This is a genomic window from Turicibacter sp. St.80E1 (assembly GCF_059728495.1).
The window spans coordinates 102,231-121,380 of the sequence record NZ_AP039386.1; the positions used below are offsets into that span (position 1 = coordinate 102,231).

The window sequence follows — 19,150 nt, forward strand, 5'->3', positions numbered from 1 at the left end:
GATTAAAAATCTCTCTCTTTTGTTGGGATTATTCTGAAACAGGAACAACGGCACCTTTATAAGTTTCTTTAATAAAATCTTGAATTTCTTCTGAGTGTAAAGCATCAATGAGCTCTTGAACGGCTTCATTGTCTTCGTTTCCTTCTTTGACCGCGATGATGTTAACATAAGGTGATTGGCTATCCTCTAGAACAATGGCATCTTTCATTGGATTTAACCCTCCGTCTAGGGCGTAATTCGTATTGATTAAAACGGCATCACCTTCATTTTGTTCATAAACAGTGACTAAAAGACCAGGATCGATATCTGTTTTAAAAGTTAAATTTTTAGGATTTTCAGTAATGTCTTCAACTGTTGCTGTGGTTGAATCGATATCTGGATTTAATTTAATAAGACCGTTTTGCTGTAATAGGGTTAACATGCGGCCGTGGTCGGCAACAGAGTTACTCATGATGATGGTCGCTCCATCTGGTAGTTGATCTAATGAAGTGTAATTTTTTGAGTAAATCCCGATGGGCTCGATATGAATTCCACCCACATTCACGAGGTGAGTTCCGTGCTCCTTGTTGAAGGTGTCTAAGTATGGAATGTGTTGAAAATAGTTTGCATCAAGTTCTCCCTCTTCTACACTTGTATTAGGTAAGACATAGTCTTGGAAGATAGTGATGTCTAAATCGATTCCCTTTTCTTTAAGAATAGGTTGAACTTGTTCTAAAATTTCTGCGTGAGGTACCGCAGAGGCACCCACTGATAATTTTGTTGCTTCATCGGTTTTTTGCCCACAACCGACGAGTGAAATCGCTGCTGCAAAACTACATAAACCTAAGGCTAGTTTTTTCATCTTAAATCTCCCCCTGTAAAATCATATATTTAAATCTTAATCGTTGATTAAGGATTTAACAAAAGAATTAATTTTTTAACGTTTATCGAGGTAATGAGAACAAGTGTCCCCAATCCATTGAATCACAAAAACAATAAGCAAGATAATGATGGTTGCGACAATAACGACATCAAATCGGTGACGTTGAAATCCCTCTAAATAGGCAAGATTTCCAAGCCCACCGGCTCCGATAACACCCGCCATTGCCGTGTAACCGACGAGTGAAATGGTTGTGACTGTAATCCCAGAAATTAGAGCCGGTAAGCTTTCAGGGATCAGAACCTTTTTGATTATTGTGCCTATCGAGGCTCCCATAGAAAGTGATGCCTCAATCACGCCTTTATCGATTTCTCTGAACGCTATTTCAACGAGACGTCCATAAAACGGGGCGCTTCCGATAATAAGGGCGGGCAAAGCGGCATTTGGCCCAAGCATCGTTCCAACTAGTAATTTAGTGAAATCTAATAAAAGGATAATTAAAATGACAAACGGAATTGATCGAAAGATATTAACGAATGCCGAAAAAAATCGATGAATCCATTTGTTTTCTAACAGTTGCCCAGGCCCCGTTAGAAATAGGATAAGTCCAAGACCGATTCCTAATAAGAAACTAAATACTGAGGCAACGAGTGTCATATATAATGTTTCAATAGTTGCCGATAGCATCTTATCCCAATTAACATGGGGTAATACTGATAAAATCATTAAGTCATCACCTCGATTTCTACACCTTCCCGTGTTAAATAGTCTAGGGCAGGATTAATTTCGCTTCCCGTTAAATGAATGTATAAAGATCCATAGCCTCCCTCTTGGGTATGCAAAATTTTACCTTGAATAATGTTAATATCAACTTTGAAGTTACGAATGATATTCGTGATAAAGGGCTGTTCCGCTTTCTCCTTTAAAAATTTGAGTAGGACCACTTTTCCATTTGGAAACTCATGTGCGAGATGACGAGCCGTTTTGAGGGAGTTATCTTCATGGGAAATTTGCTTTACAAATCGCTGGGTTACGGAATGTTTCGGAGAAGAGAAAATATCTAGGACGTCACCCTGTTCAACAATATTTCCATTTTCCATGATAGCAACACGATGACAAATCTTATGAATCACGTGCATCTCATGTGTAATAAGCACAATAGTTAGTTGATATTTTTTATTAATTTGAACGAGAAGATCTAAAATTTCATCTGTTGTTTGTGGATCGAGTGCCGATGTGGCCTCGTCACAAAGTAAAACATGTGGATTGTTGGCTAAAGCTCGCGCGATTCCAACGCGTTGCTTTTGACCACCACTCAACTGGTTAGGATAGTTATGTTCTTTCCCGCTTAATCCGACTAATTCGATCAATTCGGTGACACGTTCTTTGATTTTTGCCTTTTTAACGCCTGCAATTTCTAATGAAAAAGCAATATTTTCAAACACGGTCCGAGACCATAGGAGGTTGAAATGTTGAAAAACCATCCCAATTTCTTGGCGAGCGAGTCGTAGCTCCTTTGCAGAGATTTGAGTTAAGTCTTGCCCGTCGATAAGGATTGTCCCGCCTGTTGGACGCTCAAGTAGATTGAGCATTCGGATTAATGTGCTTTTTCCCGCTCCGCTATATCCGATAATTCCAAAAATTTCTCCCTTTCTTATGGATAAATTAACGTTGTTGACAGCTTTAATAGTCGTGTCGTTCACAGTAAAAGTTTTTTGAACATTCGTTAAAGTAATCAAAAGTTTCCCCCCTTTTTTTGAGTTGTGTGTGATGAATACTAGGATACGGTTCTTTGTTTTAGGAAATGACTTCCCGAGAAAAAGAAATTTATCTCAGTGGTGACAGTAGATTCACCACAATCGTTAGTCTTTTTGTGAGACGGATCAGTTAAATAAATCTGATTTTTCAACGATTAATCCTTTTTCAAATTGCATGTAGTACTTATTTTAGATGTAAATAATGGAAAGTCAAGGCACCATTTAGTAAAAATTGATGAAACAGTTAAACGAAGAAAGTTTTAAGCATATATTGGCTAGAGCTTCGATATGATATAAAGATAAATTTAAACTAAAATTGGGGTGAAAGTCGTTGAACAACTATTTAGTAATCGTTATGCTTATGTCTATTGCCCTTGCCATGGATGCTTTTGCGGTATCAGTGACACTTGGAATGGATGGCATGGCCCATCGATGGGGAAATCGCTTGAAAATAGCAGGAACATTTGGCTTTTTTCAGGGCCTGTTATTCATACTAGGTCTACTTTCGTTACGATTTGTCAGTGGTGAGGTGACGGTTTATAATCACCTAATTGCAGGTGCAATTTTAATTGTGCTCGGTGTTCGAATGATAAAGGAGGCACTAGATAAATCGGGCGAAGGGTATATTGAGGTAAGTGAGAAAAAGTTGAGTCAAGGGAAACAGTTATCATTTAAAGTTATAGCAGCTTTTGGTATTGTAACGAGTATTGATGCCTTAGCCGCTGGAATTACATACGGATTGATTTATGATTTCTTTATAGTAGCCGTTTTATGTGTTTCCTTTGTTGCTTTATTTCTTTCGTATATTGGATTGACATTCGGAAAAAAACTAGGATCTCTCATTGGAAATAAGGCTAATATCTTAGGGGGATTAATGGTTATTTTATTGGGGATGCACGCCATCTTTTTTAATTAAGTATATCCTTATTATATATAGCGTGAATTATGAGCAGGATTAATTGGATTTCTATGGATAACTAAGTAGAGTCCTGTTGAAAAAAGGATTCCTAAGTGTAAGAAGAAAAAAATAAAAAAAATCGTGCGTTTAAGTTGATTTTTTCCAATTAGGGCAATATAATAAGAGTGTAAAAAAGATATATACGTTATAACGTTTGATAGATGTTAACAAATGTTATATCCGTATAATGAAAACCCTTTACAAAAGGTCAAGTCTCGTTGTAAAATGAGTGTGTGTTAATGAGATTTGAAATTTCAGAGAGCGGTTCTAGTGCGAACTATAAGGAGGAATTATCTATGGAAGCTTGGCAAGGCTTTAAAGGTACTGACTGGCAAGAAAAAATTGATGTGCGTGATTTCATTAATCAAAACATCACTGTTTATGAGGGGGACGACTCTTTCTTAGCAGGACCAACTGAGGCAACAACAAAATTATGGGAACAAGTAATGGAATTAACTAAGGCTGAACGTGAAGCTGGGGGAGTTTTAGACTTAGATACAAAAATCGTTTCTACCATTACTTCTCATGAACCAGGATATTTAAACAAAGATTTAGAAAAAATTGTTGGATTCCAAACAGATAAACCATTTAAACGTTCATTACAACCATTTGGTGGAATTCGTATGGCAGAAAAAGCAGCACAGTCTTACGGATATCATGTAGATGAGGAAGTTTCTCATATCTTTACAGAGTATAGAAAAACTCACAATCAAGGTGTTTTTGATGCTTATACGCCAGAAATGCGTGCAGCACGTAAATCAGGGGTTATTACAGGATTACCTGATGCTTATGGACGTGGACGTATCATCGGGGATTATCGTCGTGTAGCTTTATACGGAATTGACCGTTTAATGGCAGAAAAATTAAAAGATCATAATAATACGTCACGTATTATGGACGAAGAAAATATCCGTTTACGTGAGGAAATTTCAGAACAATACCGTGCTTTAAATGAATTAAAACAAATGGCTGCTAAACACGGATTTGATATTTCAAAACCTGCGACAACAGCTAAAGAAGCAATCCAATGGTTATACTTTGGATACTTAGCAGCGATTAAAGAACAAAACGGTGCAGCGATGTCTTTAGGGCGTACGTCTACATTCTTAGATATCTATATTGAGCGTGATTTACAAAATGGTGTGATTACAGAAGAGGAAGCACAAGAAATGATGGACCATTTCGTTATGAAATTACGTCTTGTAAAATTCTCTCGTACACCTGATTATAATGAATTATTCTCAGGAGATCCAACATGGGTAACTGAGTCAATCGCAGGTATGTCAACGAATGGATTCCCATTAGTAACGAAAAACTCATTCCGTGTGTTACATACATTAGATAATTTAGGGCCAGCACCAGAACCAAACTTAACGGTATTATGGTCAACTCAATTACCTCAAGGATTCAAAGAATACTGTGCAAAAATGTCAATTAAAACATCAGCAATTCAGTATGAAAATGATGATATTATGCGTCCAATCTATGGTGATGACTATGCGATCGCTTGCTGTGTATCACCAATGAAAGTAGGTAAACAATTACAATTCTTCGGTGCACGTGCAAACTTAGCTAAAGCATTATTATATGCGATCAACGGTGGAAAAGACGAAAAATCAAAAGTGCAAGTTGGTCCACATTGGGCTCCAATCACTGATGAAGTTTTAGATTATAATAAAGTAATGGAACGTTACGATGAAGTGATGGAATGGTTAGCTGATTTATACGTAAATACATTAAATATCATCCACTATATGCATGATAAATATAGTTATGAACGTATCGAAATGGCGTTACACGATACAGATGCAGAACGTGTTTCGGCAACTGGTATCGCCGGATTATCAGTAGTAGCAGATTCATTATCAGCGATTAAATACGCTAAAGTTAAACCAATCCGTGATGAATTTGGGATTGCAGTAGACTTCGAAGTAGAAGGAGACTTCCCTAAATACGGAAATAACGATGATCGTGTAGACCAAATTGCTGTAGATGTTATGTCAGCCTTTATGACAAAAATTCGCAAACATAAACCATACCGTGCTAAATTACAAACTCAATCAATTTTAACGATTACATCGAACGTTGTTTACGGTAAGAAAACAGGAACAACTCCATGTGGTCGTAAAGAGGGAGAACCATTTGCACCAGGTGCGAATCCTATGCACGGACGTGATTCTCACGGAGCAATTGCTTCAATGTCATCAGTAGCTAAATTACCATTTGAATCAGCACAAGATGGAATTTCTAATACATTCTCATTAGTGCCTAAAGCTTTAGGACGTACAGATGCAGAACGTAATAAAAACTTAGTAGCGATTATGGATGCGTACGTGGCTAAAAAAGGTCATCACTTAAATATCAACGTATTTAACCGTGATACTTTATTAGACGCGATGGAACATCCTGAAAAATATCCACAATTAACAATTCGTGTATCAGGATACGCTGTAAACTTTATTAAGTTAACACGTGCTCAACAATTAGATGTTATTAATCGTACAATGCACGAAAAAATGTAATTGGGAAAAGGGAAGATAAGGTGATAGTATGAATGGATATGTACACTCGGTAGAATCGTTCGGGACAGTTGATGGACCAGGACTAAGATTCATCGTCTTTGTTCAGGGGTGTGGACTGCGATGCGCATACTGCCATAATCCTGATTCATGGAAAATGAAAGACGGAAAATTAACGGAAATTTCTGAAATCATTTCTGAATTAGTGAAATATAAAGAGTTTTTTGACGCCTCAGGTGGAGGAATCACAGTGAGTGGCGGGGAACCTTTACTGCAGATGGAGTTTGTAACTGAACTATTTAAAGAGTGTAAAAAACATGGAATTCATACTAACATCGATACTTCTGGTGATCTAAAGTTTAATACACCAGAACGCCAGCAACAATTAAAAGAGTTATTAGCTGTTACTGATATGCTAATGCTTGATATTAAAATGTTCGACGCTAAGAAACACAAAGAGTTAACAGGAAAAGATAACACACACATACTTGAATTTGGTCGCTTAGTATCTGAAGCCGGGGTTCCTATGTGGATTCGCCGGGTACTAGTACCAGGATTGACCGATGATGAAGAAGACTTAGAAAACACTGCCGCATATATTAAAACTCTGAAAACCGTTGAAAAAATTGAAGTTTTACCTTATCACACAATGGGTGAATACAAGTGGAAACAATTGGGGTATGATTATCCCTTAACAGGACAACTTCCTCCAAGTGATGAACTTGTAAAACATGCCGAAGAGATTCTAGGTAAAGCAATTTAAAGCTTTTGGAACAGGCCTCCTTTTAGAGGCCTGTTTTTTTGCATCGTAAAAAGGGGCTTACTTGATGAGCGTAGATTAACCAATTAGTAGAGCTATCTTTAGTTTTTATGAAATAAAAAAAACAGGTAGCCCAAGGGCCGCCTGTTAAGCAGTAAAAATAAATTTTTCAATGACGTGGGCAATTCCATCCTCATCATTAGTTGAGGTGATATAGTTGGCGGCTTTCTTTACTTCAGATACGGCATTTCCCATTGCCACACCAAGTCCCGCAAAGTCTATCATTGATAAATCGTTGTATCCATCACCGCAAGCGATGAGTTGAGATTGATCGAGTCCTACGTGATCTAAAAGTTTTTGTAAAGAGTAGGCTTTATTAATATTTTGAGGCATAAACTCTAAGAAAAATGGTAAAGAGCGAGTGATGCTTAGACGTTCTCCTAAACGTTCCTTCATTTTGATTTCAACTTTTTCTAAATATTCAGGATCAGCTGTACATAAGCATTTTACAGAATTAAAAGTTACAGAATCTTTGAAATTTTCTACACGATTAATAGGCATCCCGTTGATATTGGCTTCCTTTTGAATATATTGATCATTATCAGCCGTAACAATAGCGGCATCTTCATAGGCCATAATATTGACATTCATCTCGCGGGCTAAGTCGTATAATTCATGACAAATTTCAGGTGTAAGTGACTTATCGTAAATCATTTCATTACTATGAGATTCGATAATACGCCCACCATTGTAAGATAAAATGTAACCAGGGTATTGATCAAGACGTAATTCTTTTGCGGCCTTTGTCATTCCGTAAGTTGGACGACCTGAGGCAAGTACAATCATGACACCTTGTTCTTGTGCCTTTAATAAGGCTTCCTTTGTTTTGGGCGAAATTTCGTTTTTTGAAGACATAAGCGTCCCGTCTAAGTCTAAAACAATCATTTTATAATTACTCATAAAGCTCTCCCTTCGTGTTAATTAAAAATTAAGCTAATTAAATGGTTTATTTTTGGTTGTAAAAGCGGAAAGTTCTTCGCGATAGACCGGGTAATATTAATATAAGTTTGGCATAGTTCCTCCGATTTTTTGATTGATTCTCCATGACTGATGCGTTGGCAAAGAAGATCAAGAAGTGGAGTATCCCAATTACATTGTTGATAAATTTGAGATAAATCATCTTTGAGAAGATCATCTTCTAAGGCGAAAATCGTCGGTAGAGTCACAACGCCCTCTTTTAAGTCGTGACCGACGGGTTTTCCAAGACGGGGAGAATCACCACTGAAATCTAAAATGTCATCCTTTATTTGATAAGCTATTCCGATAGAACTTCCCAGTTTTTTTAATTCATCTAACTTTTCCTCGTTAGCATGGGCAAGTATTCCCCCAATCACTAGGCTAGCCGAAATTAAGGTTCCCGTTTTTTGATCACTTTTTTTGATATAGTCTTCTAATGAGAGGTTAAAGTTAAAGAGATTATCTTGTTGTTGAAGCTCCCCCAGGCATAATTGTTTCATTGTATCCGCAAGTTGCAAGTGGAGGGGGGGGAAAGGAAATGAAGCGAAAAGTTCAAGGCTTCTATTTAGTGTATAATTTCCTAATTTGAGCGCTATTGTTTTATTATAACGTTCATGAAGAGTAAGGACATTGTGTCTTACAGATGAATGATCAATGATATCATCGTGAATAAGAGAGGAAAGGTGCAGAAGTTCAATGGCAACTGCAGCTAAGTAGCGATCTTCTTTAGAAATTTTATCTCCCAACTCGGTTGCCATTAATAAAAAGAGAGGGCGAATCCGTTTCCCTCCGTTGGCGATAAGTTCGCAAAGGGAAGTCTTTAGGTCATCTTCTTTTTCTAATACAGGATCTTCCGCAATCGTTTGGATGAGAAGGTCGTTAAAATAACGTTCATCATATCCGAATTTAGTTAGATATCCCATCATACCCCTCCTCCTCTGCGATGATGCGAACCCATCCGTTTAAAACTTTATCCGCGCCACTGTGTGTCATCGATGTGATTTCATAGTTTTTTAGATGTTGAAAAATATTATTTTTAATCAACGGGAAGGCGTGGCGAATGGTATAGTCGTGATATAGGCTATAGAATAAATCACCGTACAAAATAATTTTTTTACATTGCCGATCATCAGAGTTTTCCTTCAACTTTTGATGGGTATCTAAATGAAGAAAAAGAAGTCCATAGGAAACGAAGTAAGAAAAATAATTTTCCGGGATGATAGCGTGGGTCTCTAATGTCTGATAGAGACGTTGAAGTGGGGCACGGTTAACGCTAATATGGGTGATGTTTACTTGCTTAAGTTGTTGCGTGATTTCATTTATTACGTCTTTAATCATGTCTAATCCACCGTTTCTAATAAGGATAACCTTAGTATTCCAAGGACTGGACATTGTATACAAAATTTAGAAAGATTAAAGGTTAGAAATAATCTCTTCTTTTAATTCAGAAAGTGAATCAGGTGTATATAACGCTGCATTATTGACATAATGAACATTGAAAGAATCTTCAAATGAGTATCTTGGAATGAGGTGGACATGGTAATGAAAGACCGTTTGTCCCGCTACGGGCTTATTGTTATTTACAATATTCATTCCGTCTGCATGAAATGTTTTTTTAAGAGCAGTCGCTAGTTTAGGGATAATTGAAAAGACGTGAGTCATATCTTCTTCAGTCATTGAGAAAACATCTTCAACGTGTTTTTTTGGAATCACCAATGTATGACCGAGTGTTGTTTGAGAAATATCGAGGAAAGCCAACACGTGTTCATTTTCAAAAATAATATGTCCGGGAATTTCCTTGTTGCTAATTTTACAGAAGATACATTTTTGCATGTTTATGCCTCCAGTCAACCCATGAAGTTCATCTTTATGATGGGACGTGATGAGTCCCCCAAAAGTGAGAACTTAAAAGGAATGTTAAATTAGTTATTATATGATTACGACCTAATTTTATCAAAACTCAATTAATTTTTAAAGTGCTAACATTTTGTCAACAAAAGGGGGATTTGAGTCTTCCGCTCATGATATAATAGAGACGAAGTTAAGTAGGAGGGGTTTAACCAATGAATCAAAAAAGGAATCGTGAAAACTTAGAAAAGATGATGCTTATTATTTTAATTGGATCCTTGGCCATTGTTTTGGGGATTATTGAGGCGATGATCCCGGTTAGATTGCCCATTCCAGGTGCTAAATTAGGGTTGGCGAATATTATGATTGTGATTGGTTTATATTATTTAGATGGAAAAGATATGCTAACTGTCATTATCTTAAAAACCTTTTTAACAACACTACTGCTTGGAACATTTTCGATGTTTGCTTATGGGTTTGTCGGTGCGTTGTTAAGTTATGCAACGATGATGACGGCTTTTAAATTATTGAAGGACAAAATAAGTTTATTAGGGATTAGTGTTTTAGGGGGCGTGATGCATAATATTGGTCAAATTATCGTGGCAATGATTTTAATTAAAACCAATGCGGTCGCTTATTACATGATGTTTTTATTACCTCTTGGTGCAGTGACGGGAATAGTTGTTGGGATTGTTGCCAAACTCGTCATGCCACGATTGAATGAATTTGAATTATTCAAAAAACATTATAAATTACAGGAAGTATAGGGAATTATGATGAAAAAACTGTGGCTTGGTCGATATATTGACGGTTCTTCCGTTTACCATGCGTTTGATCCTAGATCGAAATTAGTGATGATGGTGCTTAATCTCCTAATGATTATTTGTACTGTCAATTGGGAACAGCTATTATGTGTCACGCTTTTTACCTTTTCTTTACTTTGTCTTAGTAAAATTCCTTTTTCGTTTTATTTAAGACAAGCGATGTTTCTAAAATATATGTATTTCTTTTTTTTGATGTTCTTTACTTTAACGGAGGGCACCACCTTTTTATTGAAGATCGGAATCTTTCGTGTCAGTCTAGACGGATTGTGGATAGGAGCGTTTTATGTTACTAAGATGATGTTATTTGTTATTCTGGGTGCTTTGTTAACTTTTACAACGTCACCGGGGGAAATCGTGGCCGGTGTGAGGACATTATTTAAAAGCCCATCGATTGAGCGATTTGCCTTTATGGCAGGGCTTTCTATCCGTTTAATTCCAATGATTTTAGAGGAAGTTAAGTTGATTTATAATGCTCAGCAATCACGGGGTCTAGACTTTAGTGAATTAAGGTTACAAGATAAATTTAAAAAGTTGTTATCCATTATTATACCTGCTATTTCAAATACGGTTAAACGCCTAATGATGATGATTGAGGCTATGGAGTGTCGTGGATATGTTGTAGGTGAGCAACGGACATCTATTTATCGATTACAGTTTAGGATGCGTGATGTTTGTCTGTTAGTTTATGGTATTTTAGTGTTGGCTATAGTTATTTTACTTTAGTGCTTTTTTAATGAAAGGAGTGATTTAATTGTTTATCCATAATGATTGGGCACCTATTTTAGAACGAGAATTTGAAAAGCCGTATATGAAGGAGCTTTTTTCTAAGCTACACGAACAATATGAAATTGAGACTGTTTATCCACCTAAAAAGTCTGTGTTTAGGGCATTTGAACTCACCCCTTATTCAGCAGTGAAGGTTGTGATTTTAGGTCAGGATCCGTATCACGGTGAGAATCAGGCAAATGGTCTTAGTTTTTCCGTAACAGAAACAACAAAAATTCCACCTTCACTTCGAAATATTTTTACGGAGTTGGTTTCGGATATCAAGTGTTCTTATCCAACGAGCGGAGATTTAAGTAAATGGGCAAGAGAGGGGGGTTTATTGCTTAATTCAACCTTAACGGTTAGATCAGGCCAACCGATGTCCCATGCTTCGATGGGGTGGGAAAGGTTTACAGACCATATTCTAAGTTGTTTGAATGAGAAGGATGCCCCTATTGTTTTTATTTTATGGGGAAATCATGCACGGAGTAAAAAAAGATTAATCGATCAAAGGAAGCATTTAGTGCTAGAATCGGTTCATCCTTCTCCATTGTCGGCGCATCGTGGATTCTTCGGAAGTGCCCCCTTTTCAAAAACTAATGAATTCTTAGTTTCTAAAGGGATTCACCCTATTGATTGGACCTTAACTAAATAAAAAAAGGACTCCTTTTTAAAAGGAGTCTTTTTTTATTTAGTGTTGATCAGAATTTCCATACCCGTGTTGTGTTTCAGGCATTTGGTTATAGTAAGGATATTTTTGTTTGTAAAGTTCATCTTGTTGTTTTTGATAGTTGTAAAGTGCCCCTAATGATGGGAATTTTTCAAATAAATCAGGATCAACAATGTTGATTGTGTTATCTTGTGGATAGTAATAGTTGATTTCTTCAGGGAATTCAACATAATCTAAGTAAACAGTTAATAAGACGAAACGGTGCCCAGTATTTGGATCACTTAAAATAATGTGATCGCGTCCTGCTGCTTCAATCACACCAAAGAAGCTACGTTGCGCAGTTGCCGCATCATTTCCGCTAAATGTCATGTATACGGTAGCCATTTTTCCGCGGTTAAGTCTTAAAACTTGACTGAAATAACTGCTACCTTGAGCCATTGAAATGACATTTCCTACTGGAAGTTCGAATCCTGCATAGCTTACTCCACTAGAGGCTGCAGGTGTTTGACCTGGCTCTGTAGGTGTTTGAGGCGTAATTGGTGCTCCAGATGGGAATGGTGGTTCCACTGTGCTAGGGTTTACGTTTGTGTAATTAGCCCCCATAGGATTTGGTTGTTGATATCTCCAATATGGATCATTTGGATTTGGAACGGGTCCCCCGTAAGGATAAGAATAATAATAATTCATAGTGTCTCTCCTTTCAAGATACGATTAGTCATAACAATGTTCGGATTCAAGCGGAATGTAGAAGCAGTGATCTCCATATCGACCTGAATTCCATTGTCCCCAAAACTGGGCGGGACACGATGGTTGAAAAGGATCGTAAAACCATAACGCAGTCGTTGCGGGTTCGAAACGCTCTCCGTTAATGACCCTTTTAGCCAATCTTATTTCGTTATCCCTTGCGCGTTGATAAAAGTAATCGAATTGTACGGCTTCAAACCCCCCAGGTGATTGATAAACCATTGATGGAATGGTGTTAATGTTTTTGAAATCGTGGCAATTAGCTAAAATCCGATTTACGCAAACATTTCCGACGAGTAACATTCCCATGTCTCCGTCACTTTCAGCCTCAGCGCGCATGAGTCGAGCAAGTAATTCAATGTCTTTTTGGGTTGCTTGAATAACTCCCATATAATCACCTCTCGTTTCATCATACGACCTCAGAGGAGAAAATATGAATAAAGGTGATGAAAAAATAAAAGTTAATGAGTGAAACAAGAGGGAAGTGGATGAATTGAAAAGGAGGTTGTATCCGATGACCCATCGTTCGTTGTTGAGGGGTTAGGAAGAATATATTATCTCAAGTTTGATGGATCAATAAAAGGGGGCCTTTTTATATATAGGAAAGTGAAAATTTTGCTATTCAAAAAACGACGATTGTTCTTAAAAAAATAAAAGGTATTAACCTTTTATTTTTTTAAGAATAATAGTACAATAGGGTTAACACAACATCAAAAGGTGGTAAATTGAATGGATATCATGACAAGTTTAAAGAATCAAATTATTGGGAAAAACATTCGCATTGTTTTTCCGGAGGGGAATGAACCACGTGTTGTTCAAGCAGCGAGCCTACTTGCACGTGAGAATATGTTAAAGCCGGTTTTAATTGGGTCAATTGAAGAGGTGCAGTCGGCAGCAGGGCATTATTCATTAGAAGGTTGCGAGATTATTGATCCAAAACATTATGACAAATTAGAGGAAATGATTGCTGAGTTAGTCGCGGTACGTAAGGGGAAAGTAACAGAAGAAAAGGCGCGTGAACTCGTTTTAGATGTTAACTATTTTGGAACGATGTTAGTTCATATGGGCTTAGCAGCGGGATTGGTTTCAGGGGCGATTCATTCAACGGGGGATACAGTTCGTCCAGCTTTACAAATCATCAAAACAAAACCAGGAATAGGAAAAACATTTGGATATTTTGCAATGTTACGTGGGGATGAGCGTTTAATTTTTGCAGATTGTGCGATTAATCCAAATCCGTCAAGCAATGATTTAGCGGAATTTGCATTGGAATCGGCTCGCGTAGCGCGTATGTTTGATATTGAACCTAAAGTAGCTTTATTAAGTTTCTCAACAAAGGGATCAGCGAAAACAGAAGAAACGAAAAAAGTGACGGATGCGGTTAAAGTGTTAGACGAGATGCAAGTTGATTTTGATTATGATGGTGAGTTACAGTTTGATGCGGCTTTTGTTCCTGCCGTTGCGAAAACAAAAGCAAAAGATTCAAAAGTAGCAGGACAAGCGAATGTATTTGTTTTCCCAGATTTAAATTCTGGAAATATCGGCTATAAAATTGCTCAACGATTAGGTGGGTTTGAGGCGGTAGGGCCTATTTTAGCAGGATTGAATAAACCTGTGAATGATTTATCACGTGGATGTTCACCAGAGGATGTCTACAAAACAGCAGTTATTACAGCGAATCAGACATTATTATAAAATAAGGGAAGCGGGCTTTGTGTTTTATTTGACATGAAGCCCGATTTTTTATAAAATCGTTGAAGATACACTTTAAAAAAATTGATAAAAAGGGGAAGGTGTAGTCGATGTTTAATTTAGATGATTTATTTGCAGAGCCAAACGAGTTTCGTGTTTGCGATAAGTGTAAGGCAACTAATTTAAATACATTATTACCACGTTTGAAAGAAATTGATCCGAAAGCTAAGATTTATCAAGGATGCCAATCTTATTGTGGTCCTGGTCGTGATCGTTCGTTTGTGTTTATTAACAATAAACCAATCTTAGCTGATAATGAAGACGAATTAATTCAAAAAGTTAAAGAGTTTTTAGGAAAATGAAAGAGATGGGAAGTCATCATAAAGTGACATTCCCATCTCTTTTATTTTACGGGGTCAATATAATAGGCCCCTTTAGAAGTTGAACGAATTTTTGAAATTTTATTCGTCAAGAGTTGCATAATATAGTGTATAATCGCCTGCTCATCGATAAAGAAGTGATGGGCATGCGGTTCATGGTTCAGTACAAATCGAATTCGAGACTGTAAAAAGGGAGTTAAGTTTTCAAATATTTCTTCAGAACTAAGTGGGGATGGTTGATAGAGTGTTAAAAGATCATAAATTTCACAAATAAGCATAGAAAACAACTTATGGTGTTTAAGGAAAGATTCCTGATCGGTTACAAAACTCTCATGTGTTTTCAAACACATAGTATCACATCCTATAAAACGTTTTCATAACACTATTATATCATATTTTCTAGTATTTGTTAAAGTGTTGCTTGTTTTTTTATATTTAGTATATGGCCATGACGTTCATGTCGAATCATAATGTGGTATACTAAGCTTGTAAAAAGTAAAAGTTTTGCATTATTTTATAAAATAATGATGAGATATACAGATATAGACGGTGGTGCCAATGGTAAAATTAGAAGAAAAAGTATTTAGAGATCCAGTTTACGGATATGTTCATGTATTTGATAAATTAATTTGGGATTTGATTCAAACGAAGGAAGTTCAACGTTTACGGCGTATTAAGCAATTAGGTGGAACCTACATGGTTTTTCATACGGCTGAGCATAGTCGATTTTCACATTCCTTAGGGGTGTATGAAATGGCGCGTAAAATTATCCGGGCGCTTATGTATTGTGGGACGGTGTTAGAGGAGGAGGAGCGTTTGCTAGTCTTATCCGCGGCATTGTTGCATGATTTAGGCCACGGTCCGTTTTCACATTCCTTTGAATCCGTTTTTAATGTTCGTCATGAACTATTTACTGAACGTATTATTATGGAAGATACAGAAGTTAATCAGGTGTTGGAAAGCTATCAAAAAGGATTTGCGACGAAGGTTCGTGATGTCATTAATAAAACGTATGAAAACCCACTAGTAATCAACATTATTTCTAGTCAGTTAGATGCGGACCGATTGGACTATTTATTGAGAGACGCCTATTTTACAGGCGCCCCATATGGTGAAATTGATGTTGAACGTATTTTAAGGACGATGAGGGTTGTTAATAACAAAATTGTTTATAAAGTTTCGGGGATGCACGCTATTGAGGATTATTTAATGAGCCGTTATCAAATGTATTGGCAAGTTTATTTACACTCAACAGGGCGTAGCTTTGACTTAGTGATTCAAAATATGTTACGACGTGTTCGAGAACTTGTTTTATCAGGGTATCAATTTAGACATCCTATTGGGGCGTTAGCAGACCTGTTTTTGGAGAAGGACTTATCTGTTGAAACGTATTTAAAGTTTGATGATGCGACAATTAGTCACTATGCGTCGTTATTTGTTGAAGAGGAAGATGAGATATTGAGCGATTTTGCGGATCGCTTTATTCATCGTCGTTTATTAAAGGAAATGCATTATGTACCAAATGACGAAGTGAACAAAAATTTAATAAAAATCGGGGAATATATGTCCATCTTAGGTATCAATCCAACCTACTATTTAATTACCGATCATAGTGTTAAAACACCGTATGATTATTATGGTCATAAGACGAATTGTTTACCGGATTGCATCGAATTGTTGATGCGTGATGGTTCTATTAAAGAAATATCGGAAGTATCAACGATTATTAAGGGGATTATTGCCGTTAAACCAAAACAGGAATATAAAATTTATTTTCCGCTAGATTTAATTAAAGCGAGTGGGAATGTAGAGATAAAAAATAAAATTTTAGAGCTATTACCTGAAAATATTCAGTAAAAGTTAACATAGAAATCGAGGAAAAAAGATGTTTAAAGAGATTATTGTAGTCGAAGGTCGGGATGATACGAGGCGATTAAAAGAGGTATATCCAGAAATTGAAACGTTAGAGACAAACGGATCGGCTATTAATGAGGACGTTATTTCACGCATCAAGGAGTTGCAGAAAAAACGTGGAGTGATTATTTTTACCGATCCTGATTTTCCGGGAAATAAAATTCGTCAACGCATTATGCAAGAGGTGCCACTTTGTAAACATGCCCACCTTCCTAAACGGGAGGCAATTGCTAAAAATGATAAGGGAGTCGGGGTTGAGCATGCAAGCGCCGAATCGATTAAGCGGGCTTTACAAGATGTCATCACGCCTAAAACTGAGGTGACGGAGGAGATTGAAACAGAATTTTTGTTTGATTTAGGATTAATTGGTCATCCAAATAGTGCAAAAATACGGGAAAAGCTAGGCGAAGTGTTAGGAATCGGCTATGTGAACGGAAAACAACTTCAAAAGCGTTTAATGATGTTTGGAGTTACTAAACAACAAGTTGTTAATGCATTAGCAGAAGAACCAAAAAGTGTCTAAAATAAAGGAGCTATTAAGTATGAGAGATATCGCAACGAAGTCAAACACAAGAGAAATTATAGAAAGACATGGGTTTACCTTTAAAAAAAGCTTTGGGCAAAACTTCTTAACAGATACAAATATTTTAAATAAAATTGTAGATGCCGCTGATTTATCAGATGAGGTGGGTGTCATTGAAATTGGGCCAGGTATCGGGGCCTTAACTGAGTTTATTGCGCGTAAGGCAAAAAAAGTGGTGGCTTACGAAATCGATCCGCGTTTAATTCCAATTTTAGCGGAAACATTAGCCCCATATGATAATGTAAAGATTATCCATCAAGATATTTTGAAGGCAGATGTCGCATCGATGATTGAGGAAGAGTTTAAAGATGTGAAGGAAATTGCGGTAGTTGCTAACTTACCGTATTATATTACAACTCCTATTTTGATGGGACTCATCGAAAAGAAATTACCTATTGATCGTTACGTGACTATGATGCAAAAAGAGGTAGCGCAACGTTTATCAGCCTCTCCGGGATCAAAAGATTATAATGCTTTATCAATTGCCGTTCAATATTATACGGAGGCTAAAATTGCTTTAACAGTTCCAAAGACTGTTTTCATTCCCGCTCCGAATGTTGATAGTGCGGTTGTTCGTTTAACAAAACGTAAAGAGTTAGCAGTTGATGTTTTAGATGAGGATTTCTTTATGGAAGTTGTTCACGGTGCTTTTAGGCAACGAAGAAAAACATTACAAAATAATTTAAATCAACACTTTACTTCTTTATCGAAGGAAGAAGTGACAGCAATTCTAGAAGAGGCCAATATTTTACCGAACCGCCGTGGGGAATCTTTATCCATTGAGGAGTTCGCCCATCTATCTAATGTGTTTTATCGTCATTTAAAGGCATAAATTCTCTCTTTATAGTCTAAAAGCCCCTTATTATAAGGGGCTTTTAGACTATAAAGGTTACTGGAATCAATTCATTTTAAGTTTATTTGAAAGCATGGGAAGAGGAATCTTTTTATGCTTTTTTGTGTAGGCACATTTAAAGGGGTGGGGCATATAATAACGTGAGGTGATAAGGATGGATGAAGAAGTCAAAGTAGGGGATATTGTAGGCCGTCGTTCTTATGGATCTGACACGATGTTTCGTATTGAGGAAATTACGGGAGACGTCGCCCATTTAAAGGGAATCTTCTTTCGTTTGACGGCGGATGCCCCATTAAGTGATTTAGAAATTATTTCGCGTGAGGAGTATCAACGTGCAGAGCAGGTGGAGTTTGATCAATATCGAACCATTCTCCCCCCTGTTATGGATAATATGAGAAGTTATGATAATGGAGATTTTTATATTAGTGGACGGATTTTACACATTGATGGGGATGAAGAGTACCTCCAGAAAAGTATCAAACTGTATAAATATGCAAAAGTTTATGCACAGGCATTTGCGGTTCCTGAGAAGGATATGAAGGTTAAAGTTCCTGAATTAGTTAAACGGTTAAGACCAAATATTGTTGTTATTACGGGGCATGATGCATTAGAAGATAAAGAACATGAAGATGATTTGATGGCGTATAGAAGTTCAAAATACTTTGTAGAGACGGTTAATGCATTGCGTGAAATCGAACCTTCGCTTGATTATTTGATCGTTATAGCTGGGGCGTGCCAATCGCATTTTGAGGCGTTGATTGGTTCTGGAGCAAATTTTGCATCATCGCCTAAACGTATTAATATACACGCGCTTGATCCAGCGATTATTGCGGCAACGATTGCCCTAACCCCTTACGAGGAACAAGTGGATTTAAGGGAAGCGATTGAAAAAACGATTGCTAAAATAGCGGGAATTGGTGGTCTTCAAACGAAGGGAACCCTTCGCTATGGAATCAGGAAAATGTAAAAATATTTTATTTTATCATTGATAATGAATAATTTCAACC

The 19,150-nt window shown here is 37.0% G+C and carries 22 protein-coding genes; 12 read left to right on the forward strand and 10 right to left on the reverse strand.

The genetic code is table 11. From position 1 onward, the window contains the following. Positions 1-28: 28 nt before the first annotated feature. From AC6I0I_RS00480 to AC6I0I_RS00490, 3 genes are all read right to left on the reverse strand, one after another. Positions 29-841, reverse strand: coding sequence for a MetQ/NlpA family ABC transporter substrate-binding protein (locus AC6I0I_RS00480; RefSeq protein ID WP_262953616.1), 813 nt, complete (start codon positions 839-841; stop codon positions 29-31). Positions 842-916: 75 nt separating this feature from the next. Continuing rightward, positions 917-1,585 carry a methionine ABC transporter permease gene (locus AC6I0I_RS00485; RefSeq protein ID WP_161832419.1) on the reverse strand — a complete coding sequence of 223 codons (669 nt, stop codon included), beginning with the start codon at positions 1,583-1,585 and terminating at the stop codon, positions 917-919. Further along, positions 1,585-2,598 carry a methionine ABC transporter ATP-binding protein gene (locus AC6I0I_RS00490; RefSeq protein WP_262951158.1) on the reverse strand — a complete coding sequence of 338 codons (1,014 nt, stop codon included), beginning with the start codon at positions 2,596-2,598 and terminating at the stop codon, positions 1,585-1,587. Before AC6I0I_RS00490 ends, AC6I0I_RS00485 begins: the two co-directional genes overlap by 1 nt. 349 nt (positions 2,599-2,947) lie before the next feature. Here AC6I0I_RS00490 and AC6I0I_RS00495 point away from each other — a divergent pair, with 349 nt between their 5' ends. The 3 genes from AC6I0I_RS00495 to pflA all read left to right on the forward strand — a co-directional run bounded on the left by AC6I0I_RS00495 (position 2,948) and on the right by pflA (position 6,856). Next, positions 2,948-3,532 (forward strand): manganese efflux pump MntP, encoded by a 585-nt coding sequence (locus AC6I0I_RS00495; protein ID WP_237658961.1) that lies wholly within the window; start codon positions 2,948-2,950, stop codon positions 3,530-3,532. 338 nt (positions 3,533-3,870) lie between these two features. Further along, positions 3,871-6,096, forward strand: a complete 2,226-nt coding sequence (gene pflB, locus AC6I0I_RS00500; RefSeq protein WP_262953617.1) for a formate C-acetyltransferase — start codon at positions 3,871-3,873, stop codon at positions 6,094-6,096. Between the two features lie 28 nt (positions 6,097-6,124). Beyond that, positions 6,125-6,856, forward strand: a complete 732-nt coding sequence (gene pflA, locus AC6I0I_RS00505) for a pyruvate formate-lyase-activating protein (protein WP_161832416.1) — start codon at positions 6,125-6,127, stop codon at positions 6,854-6,856. A 144-nt stretch (positions 6,857-7,000) separates the two neighbouring features. On the opposite strand, the gene AC6I0I_RS00510 is transcribed toward pflA, so the two are convergent. From AC6I0I_RS00510 to AC6I0I_RS00525, 4 genes are all read right to left on the reverse strand, one after another. Further along, positions 7,001-7,813: a Cof-type HAD-IIB family hydrolase gene (locus AC6I0I_RS00510; RefSeq protein ID WP_161832415.1), complete on the reverse strand. Its 813-nt coding sequence runs from the start codon at positions 7,811-7,813 to the stop codon at positions 7,001-7,003. Positions 7,814-7,830: 17 nt separating this feature from the next. After that, complete coding sequence (locus AC6I0I_RS00515) at positions 7,831-8,796, reverse strand: polyprenyl synthetase family protein (protein WP_237658960.1); 966 nt, start codon at positions 8,794-8,796, stop codon at positions 7,831-7,833. Then, entirely contained in the window at positions 8,777-9,208 is a 432-nt protein-coding gene (locus AC6I0I_RS00520; RefSeq protein WP_161832414.1) for a hypothetical protein, read from the reverse strand. Before AC6I0I_RS00520 ends, AC6I0I_RS00515 begins: the two co-directional genes overlap by 20 nt. Positions 9,209-9,283: 75 nt before the next feature. Beyond that, on the reverse strand, positions 9,284-9,703 hold the full coding sequence (locus AC6I0I_RS00525; RefSeq protein WP_161832413.1) for an HIT family protein: 420 nt from the start codon (positions 9,701-9,703) through the stop codon (positions 9,284-9,286). 230 nt (positions 9,704-9,933) lie between these two features. Between AC6I0I_RS00525 and AC6I0I_RS00530 the strand changes: the two genes are divergently transcribed. The 3 genes from AC6I0I_RS00530 to AC6I0I_RS00540 are packed head-to-tail and all read left to right on the forward strand — an operon-like array spanning position 9,934 to position 11,962. Continuing rightward, complete coding sequence (locus tag AC6I0I_RS00530; RefSeq protein ID WP_161832412.1) at positions 9,934-10,485, forward strand: Gx transporter family protein; 552 nt, start codon at positions 9,934-9,936, stop codon at positions 10,483-10,485. 6 nt (positions 10,486-10,491) lie between these two features. Beyond that, positions 10,492-11,265 carry an energy-coupling factor transporter transmembrane component T family protein gene (locus tag AC6I0I_RS00535; protein ID WP_237658959.1) on the forward strand — a complete coding sequence of 258 codons (774 nt, stop codon included), beginning with the start codon at positions 10,492-10,494 and terminating at the stop codon, positions 11,263-11,265. Positions 11,266-11,293: 28 nt separating this feature from the next. After that, positions 11,294-11,962, forward strand: coding sequence for a uracil-DNA glycosylase (locus tag AC6I0I_RS00540; RefSeq protein ID WP_161832411.1), 669 nt, complete (start codon positions 11,294-11,296; stop codon positions 11,960-11,962). A gap of 36 nt (positions 11,963-11,998) precedes the next feature. Here the strand turns inward: AC6I0I_RS00540 and gerQ are convergent, their stop codons facing one another. Both gerQ and AC6I0I_RS00550 read right to left on the reverse strand, forming a co-directional pair. Further along, on the reverse strand, positions 11,999-12,664 hold the full coding sequence (gene gerQ / locus AC6I0I_RS00545) for a spore coat protein GerQ (RefSeq protein WP_161832410.1): 666 nt from the start codon (positions 12,662-12,664) through the stop codon (positions 11,999-12,001). A 24-nt stretch (positions 12,665-12,688) separates the two neighbouring features. After that, positions 12,689-13,111, reverse strand: coding sequence for a cell wall hydrolase (locus tag AC6I0I_RS00550; RefSeq protein WP_161832409.1), 423 nt, complete (start codon positions 13,109-13,111; stop codon positions 12,689-12,691). Positions 13,112-13,450: 339 nt separating this feature from the next. Here AC6I0I_RS00550 and pta point away from each other — a divergent pair, with 339 nt between their 5' ends. Together pta and AC6I0I_RS00560 are read left to right on the forward strand one after the other, a co-directional pair. Beyond that, complete coding sequence (gene pta, locus AC6I0I_RS00555) at positions 13,451-14,416, forward strand: phosphate acetyltransferase (protein WP_161832408.1); 966 nt, start codon at positions 13,451-13,453, stop codon at positions 14,414-14,416. Between the two features lie 107 nt (positions 14,417-14,523). Continuing rightward, complete coding sequence (locus tag AC6I0I_RS00560; protein WP_161832407.1) at positions 14,524-14,775, forward strand: YuzB family protein; 252 nt, start codon at positions 14,524-14,526, stop codon at positions 14,773-14,775. A 41-nt stretch (positions 14,776-14,816) separates the two neighbouring features. Here the strand turns inward: AC6I0I_RS00560 and AC6I0I_RS00565 are convergent, their stop codons facing one another. Continuing rightward, positions 14,817-15,143, reverse strand: a complete 327-nt coding sequence (locus AC6I0I_RS00565; RefSeq protein WP_161832406.1) for a hypothetical protein — start codon at positions 15,141-15,143, stop codon at positions 14,817-14,819. A gap of 208 nt (positions 15,144-15,351) precedes the next feature. On the opposite strand from AC6I0I_RS00565, the gene AC6I0I_RS00570 reads away from it, so the two are divergent. The 4 genes from AC6I0I_RS00570 (at position 15,352) to yabG (ending at position 19,110) form a co-directional block, all read left to right on the forward strand. Continuing rightward, a complete protein-coding gene (locus AC6I0I_RS00570; RefSeq protein ID WP_161832405.1) occupies positions 15,352-16,650 on the forward strand; it encodes an HD domain-containing protein in 1,299 nt (432 codons plus the stop codon). Positions 16,651-16,678: 28 nt separating this feature from the next. Continuing rightward, on the forward strand, positions 16,679-17,230 hold the full coding sequence (gene rnmV, locus AC6I0I_RS00575) for a ribonuclease M5 (protein ID WP_161832404.1): 552 nt from the start codon (positions 16,679-16,681) through the stop codon (positions 17,228-17,230). A gap of 19 nt (positions 17,231-17,249) precedes the next feature. Then, a complete protein-coding gene (rsmA, locus tag AC6I0I_RS00580) occupies positions 17,250-18,122 on the forward strand; it encodes a 16S rRNA (adenine(1518)-N(6)/adenine(1519)-N(6))-dimethyltransferase RsmA (protein ID WP_161832403.1) in 873 nt (290 codons plus the stop codon). A 175-nt stretch (positions 18,123-18,297) separates the two neighbouring features. After that, a complete protein-coding gene (yabG, locus tag AC6I0I_RS00585; protein ID WP_161832402.1) occupies positions 18,298-19,110 on the forward strand; it encodes a sporulation peptidase YabG in 813 nt (270 codons plus the stop codon). Positions 19,111-19,150 lie beyond the last annotated feature (40 nt).

Excerpts from the sequence above, each read along its gene's own strand:
- AC6I0I_RS00480 (WP_262953616.1), bottom strand. The coding sequence starts at position 841 with ATGAAAAAACTAGCCTTAGGTTTATGTAGTTTTGCAGCAGCGATTTCA.
- AC6I0I_RS00485 (WP_161832419.1), bottom strand. The coding sequence starts at position 1,585 with ATGATTTTATCAGTATTACCCCATGTTAATTGGGATAAGATGCTATCG.
- pflB (WP_262953617.1), top strand. The coding sequence starts at position 3,871 with ATGGAAGCTTGGCAAGGCTTTAAAGGTACTGACTGGCAAGAAAAAATT.
- pflA (WP_161832416.1), top strand. The coding sequence starts at position 6,125 with ATGAATGGATATGTACACTCGGTAGAATCGTTCGGGACAGTTGATGGA.
- AC6I0I_RS00510 (WP_161832415.1), bottom strand. The coding sequence starts at position 7,813 with ATGAGTAATTATAAAATGATTGTTTTAGACTTAGACGGGACGCTTATG.
- AC6I0I_RS00515 (WP_237658960.1), bottom strand. The coding sequence starts at position 8,796 with ATGATGGGATATCTAACTAAATTCGGATATGATGAACGTTATTTTAAC.
- AC6I0I_RS00520 (WP_161832414.1), bottom strand. The coding sequence starts at position 9,208 with ATGATTAAAGACGTAATAAATGAAATCACGCAACAACTTAAGCAAGTA.
- AC6I0I_RS00525 (WP_161832413.1), bottom strand. The coding sequence starts at position 9,703 with ATGCAAAAATGTATCTTCTGTAAAATTAGCAACAAGGAAATTCCCGGA.
- AC6I0I_RS00530 (WP_161832412.1), top strand. The coding sequence starts at position 9,934 with ATGAATCAAAAAAGGAATCGTGAAAACTTAGAAAAGATGATGCTTATT.
- AC6I0I_RS00535 (WP_237658959.1), top strand. The coding sequence starts at position 10,492 with ATGATGAAAAAACTGTGGCTTGGTCGATATATTGACGGTTCTTCCGTT.
- gerQ (WP_161832410.1), bottom strand. The coding sequence starts at position 12,664 with ATGAATTATTATTATTCTTATCCTTACGGGGGACCCGTTCCAAATCCA.
- AC6I0I_RS00550 (WP_161832409.1), bottom strand. The coding sequence starts at position 13,111 with ATGGGAGTTATTCAAGCAACCCAAAAAGACATTGAATTACTTGCTCGA.
- pta (WP_161832408.1), top strand. The coding sequence starts at position 13,451 with ATGGATATCATGACAAGTTTAAAGAATCAAATTATTGGGAAAAACATT.
- AC6I0I_RS00560 (WP_161832407.1), top strand. The coding sequence starts at position 14,524 with ATGTTTAATTTAGATGATTTATTTGCAGAGCCAAACGAGTTTCGTGTT.
- AC6I0I_RS00565 (WP_161832406.1), bottom strand. The coding sequence starts at position 15,143 with ATGTGTTTGAAAACACATGAGAGTTTTGTAACCGATCAGGAATCTTTC.
- AC6I0I_RS00570 (WP_161832405.1), top strand. The coding sequence starts at position 15,352 with ATGGTAAAATTAGAAGAAAAAGTATTTAGAGATCCAGTTTACGGATAT.
- rnmV (WP_161832404.1), top strand. The coding sequence starts at position 16,679 with ATGTTTAAAGAGATTATTGTAGTCGAAGGTCGGGATGATACGAGGCGA.
- rsmA (WP_161832403.1), top strand. The coding sequence starts at position 17,250 with ATGAGAGATATCGCAACGAAGTCAAACACAAGAGAAATTATAGAAAGA.
- yabG (WP_161832402.1), top strand. The coding sequence starts at position 18,298 with ATGGATGAAGAAGTCAAAGTAGGGGATATTGTAGGCCGTCGTTCTTAT.